The sequence below is a fragment of the Gemella sp. 20925_1_85 genome (assembly GCF_041433735.1).
In the GTDB taxonomy this organism is placed as follows: domain Bacteria; phylum Bacillota; class Bacilli; order Staphylococcales; family Gemellaceae; genus Gemella.
The window spans coordinates 1-13,805 of record NZ_JAPWCC010000003.1 but is presented as its reverse complement, the minus strand read 5'-3'; the positions used below and the strand labels follow the sequence as shown (position 1 = coordinate 13,805).

Here is a 13,805-nt window from a genome sequence, read left to right as displayed (position 1 = left end):
CTTATTTAATTATTTTTTCTTGCTGTTTCCAATTTTTCGCCAAGTAATTCGTTAACTCGTCTGTTGTGTAATCTGAAGTTAAGATTCCATTTTGACAAACACTAATCTTCCCTGTTTCCTCAGATACAGCGATTATTATAGCATCTGTAACTTCAGATAATCCTAATGCAGCACGGTGTCTTGTACCATAGCTACTAGCTATCGATCTATTATCCGATAAAGGAAGCACACAACTTGCAGCACGAATCTTATTTTCATCGATTATCATAGCACCGTCATGCAAAGGCGTATTCGGAATAAAAATATTAATTATAAGTTCATTTGTCACCTCGGCATTGACCGTAATACCACTTTCAACGTATTCATCAAGACCTGTATTATTTTCTAATACGATTAGTGCACCTATTCTTCGACGTGCCATATGTCTAGATGAATCAACCACAGCCTTTATAATCTGTTCAGTTGAATCTTTCTGAACATCTTTATAATTCATATTGAAGAAATTAGATAGCTGTACCCTTCCTATGTATTCAAGAGCTCGTCGTAATTCCGGCTGGAATATGATCATTATACCTAATACTCCCCAAGTTACTACTTGTTCAAAAATGTATGTCATCGTCTTAAATCCGATAAAGTTAAAGAATATTTTTAGTCCAATAACAATTAAAATACCTTTAACGAGTTGCATACCACGAGTACCTTTTAATAAACTTAATAGTTTATAAACTAAAAACCAAACTAATAATATATCCAATATATGAATAATTAGTGTTAGCGTACTTACTCCTGATAAGTATTCAGCTATCATAAATAATCTCCTTCCTTTAATTAATAATATCTCGTTACGCATAAAAACCCTTATCGTTATGCGTATAGCAGTCCACTTTCAATTATATCATAAAATGCAAGCGTTGTGCTATTTTTATAGAAGAAAAAAGAAGATATTTTACAATTAATCTATGCAAAATATCTTCAATATACTTTTTTATAATCTTAGCTTTTAGTTATACTCCACTAAATAATGGCTTATACCCCTTGTAACATTGGGTTTCTCCCTATAAACTATCATTAATTAACTAATCAACCTTACTTACATATACAAAGTCTGTAGGTGGTACAATACCTTTTCCTGTATCTGGTTGACCTGCTGTTATCAAGATAAGATCACCAACTTCCGCTAATCCAACTTTTTTAGAATATGAAGAAGCATTACTTAGCATCTCTTCCATACTTAACATCTTAGGTTCGATATACGGTACTATTCCTCTAGTAATAACTAACTTTCTAGCACTTTCTCTATCAGGTAAAACGGCTAGCACAGGTATATTTGGGCGATATCTCGCGATGAAACGAGCTGTTGTCCCTGATTTTGTATAAGTTACAATATTTTTTACGTCAACTGCTTCTAAAAGATGTTTTGTTGTCATAGAAACAGCGTGTGAGATACTCATATTATATCCTTCCACTTCGAATCTTTCAGCATCAACAGCATTATTTTTCTCAACAGTTCTTATAATTCTATCTACTGTTTCTAGAGCTTCACATGGATAATCACCAATTGCAGTTTCCTCTGTTAACATTATCGCATCAACACCATCGAAAATTGCGTTCGCAACATCTGATACTTCAGCTCTAGTCGGTCTTGGATTGTAAACCATAGAATACAACATTTGAGTAGTTAAAATAACTACTTTCGCAGCTTCATTAGCTCTTCTTACTGTTTCCTTTTGAATACCAGGTAAATCTTCATACGAAATATCTACACCAAGCTCATCACGATTAATCATAATCGCATCTGCAATTTCCAATATCTCATCAAGATTGTCGTAACCATCTTTACAATCTATCTTAACAATAATTCCTATATTTTTTCCATGTGACTTAATAAGCTCTTTCACCTTCATAATCTCTTCTAGGTTTCCAACAAAAGGACATGCAACGAAATCTACATCATTTCCACAGGCAAAATCTACATTCTCCTCATCTATTCTTATAAGTTTATACTTATTTTTCGCATAAATATGATCAACATCATATATTATAGCTAAGTCTCTCCCCACTTCTTCTCTTAGAGATTTAACTTTCTCTATTCTTTCAATATTTTGTTCATTACTCCCATAATAAGAATCTATCAATACAGCATCTGCTGCACCTTCCACTATTTTTCGTAACACTTTATCTGTAGCATCACCTATAGTAGCTATTATTTTAGAATTTCTAATCATAACTATTCACCTATCCATATCTTTATTTCACATTTTATTATATCACAGCAAATTATAACATACTATACTATACTTATTACAACAGTTTTAACCTATATTATTAAGTAGTTAAATATTATTATTAAACATAAAGTGCTAAATCATATTAAATCCCATTTATTTAGGTAAATTTAATTCTTATTAACACATTAATTTAATATAAACTATAAAAATATAACTACATATATCGTTTTCAAACAGAATTTTAATTCATTAAATAAAAGAAAAAACCTTACGTGATTTGTAAGGTTTTTTCTTACAAATAAGCCTACATTTGTAGTTGTTTTTTAGCGATAATTATGAAAAATATTTACAAAGTTTATTTTCATAAAATGCTATATTTTAAAAGAATATCAATATCTACTAATTACATATTAAGAAAAAAATAATATTATATAATATTTAAAAAACTATTGACAACTTCACCTCTGTAGTATATAATTTTACATGCTGATATAACACAAAGTTTTCAGTTATTAAAATTTATATATATTATATTTAGGAGGAACATTTTTATGTTATCATTTTTAAAACCTAAAGCTAAATCACACAAAGTTCCTGCCGATAAAGTAATGCCAACTTATAAAAAATTAAGATTTATTTCTTTCCTTGGAGTATTCCTTGGATATATGGCATTCTACATTGTTAGAAATAACATCAGTTTATCGAGTAGTGACCTTAAAGCATCTTTAGGAATTTCTAAAACTCAAATGGGTGCAATCATGAGTTACATGTTACTTGCATACGGATTAAGTAAAGGATTTATGAGTAGTTTATCGGATAAAGCAGATCCGAAAAAATATATGGCTCTTGGACTTTTCCTTTGTGCATCTGTAAACTTAGCACTTGGAGTTAGCCACACTGTATTCTTAGTATCAATCTTAGTAATCTTACTAGGACTTTTCCAAGGTATGGGGGTTGGACCAGCATTCATCACACTTGCAAGCTGGTACCCTAAAAAAGAACGTGGTCGTATGACTGCTCTTTGGAATATTTCTCACAACATCGGTGGAGGAATCGTAGCAAGTGTTGTTACATTAGGATTCTTCATCTTTGGTAAAGAACACTGGAAATTAGCATACTACGTATTCCCAGCGATTATCGCTATTATCTTCGTTATTATTATCCTTGTTTTAGTTAAAGGAAAACCAGAAAACGAAGGTCTACCAACAATGGAAGAAATCACTGGTGAAACACACAAAGTAGAAGTAAAACACGTACCAGAAGAAGCTGCAAACTTAAGTGCAGGACAAATTTTCATAAACTACGTATTAAAAAACAAACATGCTTGGTATGTATCTCTAGTTGATACATTCGTATACTTAATCCGTTTCGGATTAATCTCTTGGCTTCCAATCTACTTATTAGAAACTAAAGGATTCACAAAAGGACAAATGGGTATCGCCTTCACATTATTCGAGTGGGCTGCTATTCCATCAACACTTCTTGCTGGATACCTATCTGATAAAGTATTCAAAGGTTACCGTATGCCTCCAGCAATCGGTGCAATGGTTATCATTTTCTTCTGTCTAATCGGATATTGGGAAAGTACTTCTCTAGTATGGGTAATCGTATTTGCCAGCCTTTCTGGATGTCTAATCTACGTACCACAATTCTTAGCATCTGTTCAAACTATGGAAGTTGTTCCATCATTTGCTGTTGGTAACGCAGTTGGTCTAAGAGGATTCATGAGTTACATCGTGGGTGCTTCATTCGGTACTTGGTTCATCGGATTCGTTGTTGACCGTGTAGGATGGTCTGGAGGTCTTTACGTACTTCTAACATCTGCAGTTCTTTGTATCGTATTCGCAGTACTAAGTCACCGCGGAGCTAAAGAATTAGCACACAAATAATTAACAATTGAAAACATCAAAAAGCACTGAACAATATTGCTCAGTGCTTTTTCTTATTGTTAGGGGGTGACTCTAAAAAATCGATTTCTCCGAAATCACGATTTTTGAGTCACTCCCTCTTACTTACGTGTTATATAGTTTTCGATGTTGTAATCTTGTGGATCTAATTCTATATCATTGCCTAAAATAATATTCGCTATACTATAGCCAATTATCGGGCCTGTAGTTAACCCTGAAGAACCAAGACCACTAATCGCATAAACATTTTTCAGTGTTGGAACTTCACCAAAGAATGGAGAATAATCACTAGTATAAGCCCTAATTCCAACACGTTCATTTATTATTTGCGCATTTTTTAATTCACCCAAGAATTTCTCCGCTTCTTCACCAAAAGTATCAAGTTGCTGTTTATCAACAGTTAAATCAAAGCCCATTTCATTTTCGTGTGTTGCTCCAACACTAACAACACCTTTTTCAAATGGAATAATATCCAATTCACCCTCAGGCATAATAACTGGATAAGATCCTGTATTTTTATCAGAAACTTTATAATCCCTTAGTTGACCTTTTTGCGGACGAACATCAACATCAAATCCAAGAGGCTCTAGTATATCTTTTAACCACGCACCAGTCGCAAGCACGACTACATCAAAAACCTGTCCATTAATCTCGTATTTATCCCCCACAACCTTTAGACTAACTTTTTCTTTAACGACATTTGCTTTCGAGGCATTAAGTAAAGTATTAACGAATCTCTCTCCTTCTACTCGTCCACCACCACTCGCATACAGTACGTCTCCATTGTTATCGAAGCTAGGAATAATTTTTTGAACTTCTTCTTTTGAGATTATCTCTAAATCCCCTATCATCGGTGATAATTCTTTACGACTTTCAGCAAGTTCTTTTAACTCAGGTAGCTTATCTTCATTTTTTTTCAATAAATACACTCCACATTGTGAATAAAAGTCAGTATTGTAGCCATCATCTTCTAAGTCTTTAACTAATTTCAAATAAAAATCCGCACCAAGTCTAGCCATCTTATACCAAGGTTTATTACGTCTTTTAGAAAACCATGGACTTATAATCCCAGCCGAAGCTTTTGTAGCTTGACCTACACCATAATCAAAAACTACTATTTCATTTTTTTGTTCTTTTGACAAATAATAAGCACATGTAGCTCCTACTATTCCCCCACCTACTACTGCTATTTTCATAAGATACCTCGCTTTTTTTTAATAAATCTACTAACTAAAATTATAACTCAAAAAATTTATAGAGTAAATACAGATATCACCCTCTCTACTCTCATCTATTAAGGAATATTTTTTCTATTTACTCTTATTTTCTTTATCCTGTTATCTTCCATTATCTGATAAAAGTCCTGATAATTTTTCAGATGTTAGAATAGCTCCATGCTCTAAAGCTCCTCATTTAGAATCTTTATATAGAGCTGTCTTAACAGTAAGATCTTTATCATCATTTATTATCAATTTCACATTTATAGCTTCCGTTATACCTTTCATAGTATAACTATCATCTATTTTATAACTTTTTATTTTCCTATCCTTCCTTTTCTACTAACTTTTCTGAACAAAGTCATCTTTTATTATTATCTCGTGGAAATATGCTTTGTATTTCTCTATATATTATTCTTTTTCTATTATACCATATTTATTTTATATACTTTAATAGTAAAAATACTAAGTAGCACTTAGCTACTCAGTATCCTTTTATCAGTTATTTTATCTAGTACTCACTATCTCAAAAATTCATCTTTTTCTATTGTTAGTCTTCCCATATTACTCCTTGAATATGAACTACCGTTATACTTCTTCCAATCTGTTAAAACTACATCTAACAGTTCATCTGATTTCTTCTGTAAGTATTTTTTTGAGATATTATACTTTTCTAAGAGTTCTCTTCTCTGTTTTGGCTTATCTTCAGTTAATGGAACATTTTTTCCACGGAAAGTCACAGTATTTCGCAATTCATGATTATCCATGTCATATAGATAGTTTATATCTAAATATACACCTTCGGCAATTAATGTTGAGCTAATTACAAATATTTTCTGCTTATTATTAAAGTTTATTAAAGAAAACTCTATATTACTTCCATTAACTTGTTCTTTATAAAATAGTTTTTTAATCTCTATTGCTTGATCAGTTCTACGCACATATTTTACCTGTGGCATTTTATCTATCGCTCCAAGTGGTAACAAGTTATAATATGAATTATACATCTCTTCAAATGCATTTCTATTATTTATTTTATAATATCCATATATACTACTTATTAATACTACCGTTGTTATTATAAATAGTTTCCACTTCTTACTTAACTTTTCCATATTTTATTACCTTCTATAATAAATATTACTATGATATTTATTTTACCACAATAAATTTGATGTCTATTTTTTATTATATCATACTTCTTATTAAAAAAATAGAACTACAAACTCACTTATTAATTGAAATTGGTGTTCTACTTTACGATACTTCTATTCCTCTTATGTCTACTTCTCCTTCACTATTTTTCAACACTTCTTTCATTCTACCCTAAAACAAATAATTAGCTTTACCTATCTACTATTATGTATTATAATTATTATTAAGTTGCTTATAGGCAACTATGAATCGATATAATTCAACTTAATTATACAGGAGGTAAACTATGACTGAAATGAAATTAATACCAAGAAAAGAAGTCGAAGAGAAATATACTTGGGATATGACTCTTCTATACAAAACTGATGAAGATTTTAAAGCGAGCCTTGAGAATATTAAAAAGGAAATCTTAGATTTTAAGGCTGCTTACGAAGGAAAATTAGCGGATCACGCGACTTTAGATACTGCCGTTAAAAAATATGAAGAACTATATGAAGAATATTATAAACTATCTCATTACGCTGAATTACCAATGGCGGTTGATAGATTTAATGACAATGTAGTGAAAAATGTAACACTATTTGAGGATGTTTCTACTTTATGGGCGGGGAATTTAAGTTTCTTTGACACTGAACTTGTAGAACTAGATGAACAATTCATTAAAGATTTCGTGAAAAACTATCGTCCTGATTTAGAATACTACTTCGAAAAAATCATTCAGGAGAAAAAACATACATTATCAAAAGAAGCTGAACAAGTAATCGCAAACTATGAAAGTCTTCCTGGTTACTACAATCTATACGAGGTAACTAAGCATGAAGATATGCAATTCGACAGCTTCGAAGCAAATGGAAAAACTTTCGAAAATAGCTTCGTACTATACGAAAACTTACACGAAATGGATAATGATACTGAAGTGCGTCGTAATGCTGCGAAAAGTTTCTATAAAACATTAAATACTTATAAAAACACTTCAGCAAATGAATATATTTCTCAAATTAAAAAAGAAAAAATGCTAGCTACAATGCGTGGTTATGATAGTGTTATCGACTACCTATTAGCAGAGCAAGATGGTAACCGCGAATTATATGATCGTCAAATCCGTACTCTTATGACAGATTTAGCACCTCATATTCGACGTTACATTAAGCTTCTAGCTCGCGAACACAAGATTGAAGATATGCAGTTCGCGGACTGTAAAATCAACCTTGATCCAGATTTCGAAGTTGATATGACTATCGACGAATCTCGTTCTTACCTTAAAAAAGCACTTGGTGTTCTTGGTGAAGACTACGTTAAAATGATTGATGAAAGTTATGATAAACGTTGGACTGACTTCCCTCAAAACATCGGGAAAAGTACTGGTGGATTCTGCGCAACAGTTCCTAATGTAGCTGGATTTATCCTACTTTCTTGGACTGGAAAAATGAATGAAGTTTTCGTTCTTGCTCACGAACTTGGACATGCATATCACTTCATGAGTACAGGAAAACACCAAACAATGTTAAACAACGATTGTCCACTATACTTCGTTGAAGCTCCATCTACTTGTAACGAGGTTATCGTATCTAACTATCTACTAAAAACTAATACTGATGCTCGTTTCAAACGTTGGGTTATCAGCAACATGATTAGTAGAACATACTTCCACAATATGGTAACACACTACTTAGAAGCTGTTTATCAAGATAGAATCTACAAAATGGTAGATAACAATGAAATGTTAACTGCTGATGTTCTTTCTGAAGTAAAACGCAACGTAATGGAAGAATTCTTCGGAGATAGTCTAGTAGTTAATGAAGGTGCAGAGCTTACTTGGATGAGACAACCTCACTACTACATGGGACTATATCCATACACTTACTCTGCAGGATTAACAATTGGTACAGCTATCGCTAATAAGATCGATAATGACAGTTCTTATGCCGACACTTGGTTAAATGTTCTTTCTAAAGGAAGCAGCATGTCAGCACTAGATCTTTCTAAACTTGCAGGTTGTGATGTAAGTACTGATGAACCACTTAAAGAAGCCATTGCTTATGTTGGTCACCTAGTGGATGAACTTTACAACTTAACAGATGAATTAAATAAATAAGGAGTGACTCAAAAATCGTTATTTCGTAGAAATCGATTTTGTCGAGTCACCCTCGCACAGTTTATTAGATATCTAAAAAGCTTCTATAAAGCGAATTTAGATATCAATAAACCACTGCGTCTATGAGGAGTGCCTCGATAATATTGATTGTAAAAAATTAATTTCATCGAATCACTCCTATTTTATTATATATTTAACTATGATATACTTTAACAAAGTAGTAATTTTAAGGAGTTTTATATGCATAACAGTTGGAATGAAGTAATAAAAAATTATCCAAAAATAGATGAACTTAATGAATTGATAGAAAAAATAGATGAAAAACGTCTTACTACAACAATCTACCCTCCAAAAGAGCAAGTTTTTAGGGTTTTTGACTTAGCTTTAGAAGATATTAAAGTCGTAATATTAGGGCAAGATCCGTATCATAATCCCGATCAAGCTTGCGGATTAAGCTTTTCTGTAAATGATAGTGTGCCACTTCCTAAAAGTCTTATAAATATTTACAAAGAGCTTCATGATGATCTAGGTATAAATCCAGCAAAAACAGGAAATCTCGAATCTTGGTTTAATCAAGGGGTCTTTCTTCTTAATGCGGTTCTTACTGTTGAAAAAAATTCTCCTGCGAGTCACAGCAAGATGGGATGGGAAAATTTTACGGATTACATAATTGAAACTATTTCTGAAAAAAATGAAAATGTAGTCTTTGTTTTATGGGGTGCTTACGCAAGAAGTAAAAATAAACTAATTGATTCTTCAAAACATTTAATTATTGAATCAGCACATCCGAGTCCACTATCCGCATACCGTGGCTTTTTCGGAAGCAAAGTCTTCTCTCAAATCAATGATTATTTAGCCTCTCACGACAGAGGAAATATAGACTTTGAATTAAAAATGAAAGCAAATGAGCAAATTTCATTTTTTTAAAATATTTTTAAAAAATTTTAAGTATATTTTAAGTAAGAGATATATAATGAGTACCTAAACAAAAGTAATGAAATTTCATTCTTAACGACACTTGTCGTTTCTCCCTTTTAAGTTTGAAATTATTTTTGTTTAAACCAATATTTCGGTTAATTCTTTATGATATTAACAGATAATAAAACTTTTTAATTTTTTTCATAATGTGGCTTGTCGCTCCCTAGGCAAGCCATTCTCCCTTTTAAAGAGTTGAAAGACTCTTTTGTTATTTGTATATAAGATTAGATATAAACAAGCAAGAAATTGCTTAGAACTTAATTTAGTTCACCCGAAAAACGTGTTCCCCAAACACGTTTTTTTTTATTATATTTTAAAACAAAAAATCCCAGACATTTTGTCTGAGATTTTTTATTACGCAGCTCTTCTATACCCTGCTCTTTGGGCTGCCTCTTCTGAATTGAAGACTAATAGATTTTTAGCTGTAATATTATTGTAAGAAGGATGTGTTGGTGTATAGTAATAACCATTCTTTTTACTAGCTCTAACGATAACCTTTCTAGGTTGTTGTAACTGTTGTTGTGTTTGTTGATTTTGAGCTACTTGAACAACTTCTTTTTTCTCACTATCACTTTCATCTATTCTTTTTTTAGATGGAGGTGGTGGGGCTATTTGTTGTTCTTTATTTTCTGTTGAATTTTCTTCTTTTTTCTCTTCAGAAGATTGTTCTTCTATTTTTTTATCACGCTCTTCTTTTTTCTCTTGGAAAGTTTTTCTTTGTTCTTCTTTTCTAGCTTCACTAAAATGATTTGTCATTAGCATTGTTAACATCATAACAAGTGCACTTACAGCACCTAAGACAACTTTTTTCAAACGCGTTTTTCGTTGAATAAGTTTTACAATAGGTGGACATAATAGTATAAAACTTAATACAAATACGACAATAGCGTATCTAATACCATGAGTAAACACCATGCTAAGTGATATTATCATAAATACTAAAAAGATAAACCACAAAATAACTTGTCCATGTTCTTTCATGAATTTATTCACAATATTTCTCCTTAAAAATAATCACTTATCTATTTTAACACTTTCTTAGCTAATAGACAATTATTTTTATAAAGAACTTTAACTTTCACGAAATTTAAACCTTTTCATACGGAGCTGAAGCTAATGTTCTAGCTTTTAAAATGTTTCATAGTAATCAGCTGTTTATAGATATCTAATAAACTGGGGTGATTCAGCAAAATCGATTTGTACGAAATCACAATTGTTAAATCACTCCTTGTAATTATTTTCTAGAAACAACCATAGAGATACCTTGACCTCCACCTATGCAAAGTGAACATAGTCCTTTTTCTTTGTTGTCTTTAATTAGTGCATGCACTAATGTAACTAAAACACGACAACCGCTCGCTCCTATTGGATGCCCTAGTGCTATTGCACCACCACGCGTATTAACCTTAGTCGTATCTAAGTTTAATAAACGTGTTACAGCTATAGATTGTGCCGCGAAAGCTTCGTTCATTTCAAATAAATCAATATCTTCAATATTTAAACTTAATTTTTCTAGTACTTTTTGTGTTGCAGGTACTGGCCCTAGTCCCATTACTTTATTATCTAAACCTGCTGAGGCATAACCTTCAATGTAACAAAGAACATCTAAATCTAATTCTTTAGCACGTTTTTCACTCATTAGAATGACGCAAGCAGCTCCATCATTAATTCCTGAAGCATTCCCCGCTGTAACAGTCCCATCTTTTTTGAAAGCTGGACGTAATTTAGCTAAGCTTTCTAATGTTGTATTCCCACGAACATATTCATCTGTATCGAAAACAATCTCCTCACGTCTTGTTTTAATAGTTATAGGAGCAATTTCCTCAGAAAATAGATTATTCTCGATTGCTAAAGCCGCCTTTTTTTGACTTGCTAGAGCAAATTCATCTTGTTCTTCTCTTGTAATTTCGTATTGTTCTGAGATATTTTCGGCAGTGATACCCATGTGATAATTCTCAAAAGCATCAGTCAGACCATCATTGATTATAGTATCTTCTAATTCAAAGCTACCTAGTTTTTGACCAAAACGAGCATTTTTCGTATAGTGTGGCGCCGCACTCATATTCTCTACTCCACCGCAAACTACGATGTCATTATCTCCTACCATAATAGATTGAACTCCAAGAACAACGCTCTTTAGTCCTGATCCACAAACTTTATTTACAACAAAGGCGCTTTTCTCTTTTGGAATACCTGCATTAACAGCAATTTGTCTTGCTACATTCTGTCCAAGACCAGTCTGTAATACATTACCGAATATAATTTCATCAACAAGATTTGGATCTAGATTTACACTTTCTAATGCTTGTTTCACAAGATCTCCACCGATTTTCGCAGCAGAAACATCTTTTAAACTTCCTCCAAAACTTCCTATAGCAGTTCTTTTTGCACTTACAATAGCAACTCTATTCATGTTTTTTATCTCCTAAATTTATTTTACTAGTATATTTTACTATAAAAAATAGACTTCATCAAATAATGCAACAAAACTAGGCCGATCCTAAAAATTACACCATTGTAACATTCACTAAATATCTTTGTAATATAAATGTAATATTTTTGTAATAAAAGGTTGTTTTTTGTAATTTAGAGATGTATAATATGAATATAAAGAAGTTACAAAAAAGAAGGTGGACAATATGAACAAACTTCTAAAAACAACAGGTATATTTATTTTAGGAATCGGACTTATGACTGGTTGCACAGATAAGGTGGCACAAAAAATTGATAACAACAATAATAATGCAACTAGAGAAGTAGCAACTACCGAAGAAACACCAACTTCTTTAGCTAACCTACAAAAAGAAGTTGAACATATTAAACAAACAGATACTAACGTTAGTACAAATATTGTTAGTAACAAACCTACTATTCAGATAGAAACTCCTGCTAGAAAAAACACTACTACTAACGTAGCAATTCCTACTAGAAAAAACACTACAGTCCAAAATACTACTCAGACTGGAAAACATGACTTAGCTAAAGCTGGAGAAATTCTACAACCTATGGCATATGGAATGTTAAATCTAAAAGGTAGCAGTACTGCCAATGTAGTGAGATTTATCGCTAGTAACGACGGTAGCAATAACGTAGTAAAACAAATTAACTTGAGTAAAGTATTGGACTTACTAAATACATACAATGCACAAACATTCCATAAACAAGATGTACTACAAAGATTACAAAATGATAAAGACATTGAATTTGTTCAATTAAATAATAAAGTTACTGATTTTAGCAAACAAAACTTAGAAAAAATGATGAATCATAAAAACAAAGTTGTATACTTCGCTAAAGATCAAGTATTCTTAGTTAAAAGTGATATTGGATACGGTGGAGCTACTGATGCAATTTTTATGCCGGTAGAAAAATGGGAAGTTAAAGGAGACAGAGTTCTTATTCCATACGAAAACATCGCCACTAGAAAACCTGTGGGTATGATGACACTTCGCTTGAACAATAAAAACTACGAAAGCGGAGCTAATAGAACTATGTACTACGTAGAAAGATTTGAATTATATTAACAAATGAAACATCGTCATTTCACATGGCGATGTTTTTTATGTTAAGTTAAAATCGATATTACGAGAGCCACTGTATTAAAATAATATAAAAATAGGTAACCGACTTAAGTTCTACTTTTGCCAGTTACCTATATAGATTCCTATTTAATATTACTTAGATTTACTAGTTTTCTAATAAAAGGATTTGATAAATAATAGTCTTATTATTTAACCATTTTCTTTACATCTTCAATAGCATCTTCAGCAGCTTCTTTTACATCTTCTGCCACTTCTTTTACTTTAGAAAATAGTTTTCCAGCGAATCCTTCTTCTTCAACAGCTTCTTTAGCATCCTCTGCTTTGTCTTCTACAGCATCTTTTACATCTTCTGCTTTATCTGCTGCTGCGTCTTTTAGGTCTTCTGCTACTTCTTTTGCATCTTCTGCTTTGTCTTCTGCTGCGTCTTTTACGTCTTCCGCTACTTCTTTTGCATCTTCTACTTTATCTTCTACAGCATCTTTTACGTCTTCTGCTTTGTCTTCTGCTTCATCTTTCACATCTTCTGCTACTTCTTTTGCATCTTCTACTTTGTCTTCTGCTGCGTCTTTCACGTCTTCCGCTACTTCTTTTGCGTCTTCTACTTTATCTTCTACAGCATCTTTTACGTCTTCTGCTTTGTCTTCTGCTGCGTCTTTTACGTCTTCCGCTACTTCTTTTGCGTC

At 32.1% G+C, this 13,805-nt stretch carries 10 protein-coding genes and 1 pseudogene; 4 read left to right on the top strand and 7 right to left on the bottom strand.

Annotation, left to right across the window (positions count from 1 at the left end):
* Nucleotide 1 precedes the first annotated feature (1 nt).
* Together cdaA and O3884_RS01440 are read right to left on the bottom strand one after the other, a co-directional pair.
* Entirely contained in the window at nucleotides 2-808 is an 807-nt protein-coding gene (gene cdaA / locus O3884_RS01445) for a diadenylate cyclase CdaA (RefSeq protein ID WP_371451244.1), read from the bottom strand.
* Nucleotides 809-1,076: 268 nt separating this feature from the next.
* Entirely contained in the window at nucleotides 1,077-2,225 is a 1,149-nt protein-coding gene (locus O3884_RS01440) for a pyruvate kinase (protein WP_371451243.1), read from the bottom strand.
* A 554-nt stretch (nucleotides 2,226-2,779) separates the two neighbouring features.
* Between O3884_RS01440 and O3884_RS01435 the strand changes: the two genes are divergently transcribed.
* Nucleotides 2,780-4,117, top strand: a complete 1,338-nt coding sequence (locus O3884_RS01435; protein WP_371451242.1) for an MFS transporter — start codon at nucleotides 2,780-2,782, stop codon at nucleotides 4,115-4,117.
* Nucleotides 4,118-4,236: 119 nt separating this feature from the next.
* Here the strand turns inward: O3884_RS01435 and O3884_RS01430 are convergent, their stop codons facing one another.
* Together O3884_RS01430 and O3884_RS01425 are read right to left on the bottom strand one after the other, a co-directional pair.
* A complete protein-coding gene (locus O3884_RS01430; protein ID WP_371451241.1) occupies nucleotides 4,237-5,331 on the bottom strand; it encodes an NAD(P)/FAD-dependent oxidoreductase in 1,095 nt (364 codons plus the stop codon).
* Nucleotides 5,332-5,873: 542 nt separating this feature from the next.
* Nucleotides 5,874-6,467 carry a TipC family immunity protein gene (locus O3884_RS01425; RefSeq protein WP_371451240.1) on the bottom strand — a complete coding sequence of 198 codons (594 nt, stop codon included), beginning with the start codon at nucleotides 6,465-6,467 and terminating at the stop codon, nucleotides 5,874-5,876.
* Nucleotides 6,468-6,793: 326 nt separating this feature from the next.
* On the opposite strand from O3884_RS01425, the gene pepF reads away from it, so the two are divergent.
* Nucleotides 6,794-8,602: an oligoendopeptidase F gene (pepF, locus tag O3884_RS01420; protein WP_371451239.1), complete on the top strand. Its 1,809-nt coding sequence runs from the start codon at nucleotides 6,794-6,796 to the stop codon at nucleotides 8,600-8,602.
* A 240-nt stretch (nucleotides 8,603-8,842) separates the two neighbouring features.
* Complete coding sequence (gene ung / locus O3884_RS01415; RefSeq protein ID WP_371451238.1) at nucleotides 8,843-9,529, top strand: uracil-DNA glycosylase; 687 nt, start codon at nucleotides 8,843-8,845, stop codon at nucleotides 9,527-9,529.
* Nucleotides 9,530-9,934: 405 nt separating this feature from the next.
* Here ung and O3884_RS01410 read toward each other — a convergent pair whose 3' ends face one another.
* Both O3884_RS01410 and O3884_RS01405 read right to left on the bottom strand, forming a co-directional pair.
* Nucleotides 9,935-10,573 (bottom strand): sunset domain-containing protein, encoded by a 639-nt coding sequence (locus O3884_RS01410; protein ID WP_371451237.1) that lies wholly within the window; start codon nucleotides 10,571-10,573, stop codon nucleotides 9,935-9,937.
* A 241-nt stretch (nucleotides 10,574-10,814) separates the two neighbouring features.
* Nucleotides 10,815-11,993, bottom strand: a complete 1,179-nt coding sequence (locus O3884_RS01405; RefSeq protein ID WP_371451236.1) for an acetyl-CoA C-acetyltransferase — start codon at nucleotides 11,991-11,993, stop codon at nucleotides 10,815-10,817.
* A 226-nt stretch (nucleotides 11,994-12,219) separates the two neighbouring features.
* Between O3884_RS01405 and O3884_RS01400 the strand changes: the two genes are divergently transcribed.
* Nucleotides 12,220-13,104, top strand: coding sequence for a protein kinase family protein (locus tag O3884_RS01400; protein WP_371451235.1), 885 nt, complete (start codon nucleotides 12,220-12,222; stop codon nucleotides 13,102-13,104).
* Nucleotides 13,105-13,307: 203 nt separating this feature from the next.
* Here the strand turns inward: O3884_RS01400 and O3884_RS01395 are convergent.
* A pseudogene (locus O3884_RS01395) lies at nucleotides 13,308-13,805 on the bottom strand (Asp23/Gls24 family envelope stress response protein); the annotation flags it as partial.

Excerpts from the sequence above, each read along its gene's own strand:
- cdaA (WP_371451244.1), bottom strand. The coding sequence starts at position 808 with ATGATAGCTGAATACTTATCAGGAGTAAGTACGCTAACACTAATTATT.
- O3884_RS01425 (WP_371451240.1), bottom strand. The coding sequence starts at position 6,467 with ATGGAAAAGTTAAGTAAGAAGTGGAAACTATTTATAATAACAACGGTA.
- ung (WP_371451238.1), top strand. The coding sequence starts at position 8,843 with ATGCATAACAGTTGGAATGAAGTAATAAAAAATTATCCAAAAATAGAT.
- O3884_RS01400 (WP_371451235.1), top strand. The coding sequence starts at position 12,220 with ATGAACAAACTTCTAAAAACAACAGGTATATTTATTTTAGGAATCGGA.
- O3884_RS01435 (WP_371451242.1), top strand. The coding sequence starts at position 2,780 with ATGTTATCATTTTTAAAACCTAAAGCTAAATCACACAAAGTTCCTGCC.
- O3884_RS01440 (WP_371451243.1), bottom strand. The coding sequence starts at position 2,225 with ATGATTAGAAATTCTAAAATAATAGCTACTATAGGTGATGCTACAGAT.
- pepF (WP_371451239.1), top strand. The coding sequence starts at position 6,794 with ATGACTGAAATGAAATTAATACCAAGAAAAGAAGTCGAAGAGAAATAT.
- O3884_RS01430 (WP_371451241.1), bottom strand. The coding sequence starts at position 5,331 with ATGAAAATAGCAGTAGTAGGTGGGGGAATAGTAGGAGCTACATGTGCT.
- O3884_RS01405 (WP_371451236.1), bottom strand. The coding sequence starts at position 11,993 with ATGAATAGAGTTGCTATTGTAAGTGCAAAAAGAACTGCTATAGGAAGT.